Annotated in this window: 2 protein-coding genes; both read right to left on the minus strand. The window is 67.9% G+C overall.

Features of this window, described 5'->3' with window-relative positions:
* Window positions 1–781, minus strand: a 781-nt coding sequence (locus AAF184_25920) for a glucosidase (GenBank protein MEO0425794.1), incomplete at its 3' end; no start/stop codon positions are given.
* Entirely contained in the window at window positions 778–1,527 is a 750-nt protein-coding gene (locus tag AAF184_25925; GenBank protein ID MEO0425795.1) for an ROK family protein, read from the minus strand. The genes AAF184_25925 and AAF184_25920, both read right to left, overlap by 4 nt.
* Window positions 1,528–1,624: the final 97 nt, after the last annotated feature.

Raw genomic sequence — 1,624 nt, forward strand, 5'->3', positions numbered from 1 at the left:
CTGGGTTCGCGTCGCCATCGCTGCGGGCGTACAGCCAGCGGGCGCCCAGGTGACGCTCCTCCGCGCGCACGGCGCCGCCCTCGACGGCCGCCAGCGTGGGGCGCCTGTCGTCGTGACCCCACGACCAGGTGTTGGGGAACCACAGGTGGGGCAGGATGTGCAGGGGGGCGGGATCGGGGCCGCGGTTGTGGGCCGTGATCCGCACGATCAGATCGTCCTCGGACACCTTGGCCTGCTCGATGACGATGTCGAAGTAGCGACCCTCGCGCAGGGCATCGCCGATGACGTCGACCAACTCGAGCTCCGGCTCGTCCGTGCCGCGCTTGGCGCCTTCGGTGACCAGTTCCTCGTAGGGGTACGGCACCTGCGGGTACACGTAGAGCATCTTCATGTAGGCGTGGCTGGGCACCCCGTCGAGGTGGAAGTAATACTCCTTCACATCTTCCGCGTGGTTGCCTTCGTGGCCGGTCACGCCGAAGAGGCGCTCCTTCAGGATGCGATCGACGCCGTTCCAGAAGGCGAAGGCCAGACACAGGTTCTGGTGGCGGTTGCAGAAGCCGGCGATGCCGTCCTCGTTCCAGCGGTAGACGCGGCTGCGGGCGTGCTCGTGGGGGAAGTAGCGCCAGGCGTCGCCGTCGCGGCTGTAGTCCTCGCGCACGGTACCCCAGGCGCGGTCCGCCACGTAGGGCCCCCAGTTCTTCCAGTCCGCCCGGCGAGCTTGCGAATCGATTAGGCGCTGATGCTCGGCAGAGGTCTCAGCGCGGTGAACCCGATCGCTCATGATGCGCCGTGACTCGCGCCCTTGGACGCCCCCTTGCTATCGAGATCGTCGTTCCACAGCCAGGCGCCACCGGTCATGCCCTCAACGTTGGTGAACAGGCGGACGTTCGCGGGTAGCTCGCCCTCCAGGTGCTTCGCGTTGCCGCCGCCCAGGTGCACCAGGTCGTAGTTCCAGATAGGCGCCAGGTCCGCCAGCATGCGGTGCACGCGCTCGGACCAATCGCTGTTGCCCTTGCGCTTGCGCGCTTCGTTGGAGACGCGCTCCTCGTAGGTGTCGCCCTTGCGCCAGGCCTGGTGGGCGAGTTCCAGGTTGGGCACCAGGCGCCCGTCCACGAACACGGCGGAGCCAAGGCCGGTGCCCAGGGTAAGGACGAGTTCGGTGCCCACGCCGGTCATGACGCCGAACCCTTGCAGGTCCGCGTCGTTGACGGCGCGGGTCGGCTTGCCGGTCATCCCCTCGATGCGCTGAGCCAGGGGGAAGCTGGCCCAGGCTTTGGTGCCGAGGTTGGGGGCCGTGCGCACGACGCCGCGTTGGACGACGCCGGGGAACCCCACCGACACGCGCGCATGGGCAGGTTGCGCGGAGACCATGCCCTCGAGCACCACCATCACCGCTTCCGGTTCGGCGGGCTTGGGCGTGAGTTCTCGGGCGCGCTCGTTGATCGGGTGACCGGTGTCGTCGAGGACGATCATCTTCAGTCCGGTGCCGCCGATGTCGATGACGAGCGTGTGTTCTTTGGCGGGCATAGCGATTCCGTCTGCTGAGGTATCGAGAGGCTAGCTCGGATGCCGATCTCGCTCCAGGGGAAGTCTCACGCCGCGCCGCGTTGCTCGCTGCGCCAGC

The organism is Pseudomonadota bacterium, assembly GCA_039815145.1.
Classification (GTDB): Bacteria; Pseudomonadota; Gammaproteobacteria; order Steroidobacterales; family JBCBZW01; genus JBCBZW01.

Bases quoted from the DNA above. Each gene is read 5' to 3' on its own strand.
- AAF184_25925 (MEO0425795.1), bottom strand. From the start codon at position 1,527: ATGCCCGCCAAAGAACACACGCTCGTCATCGACATCGGCGGCACCGGA.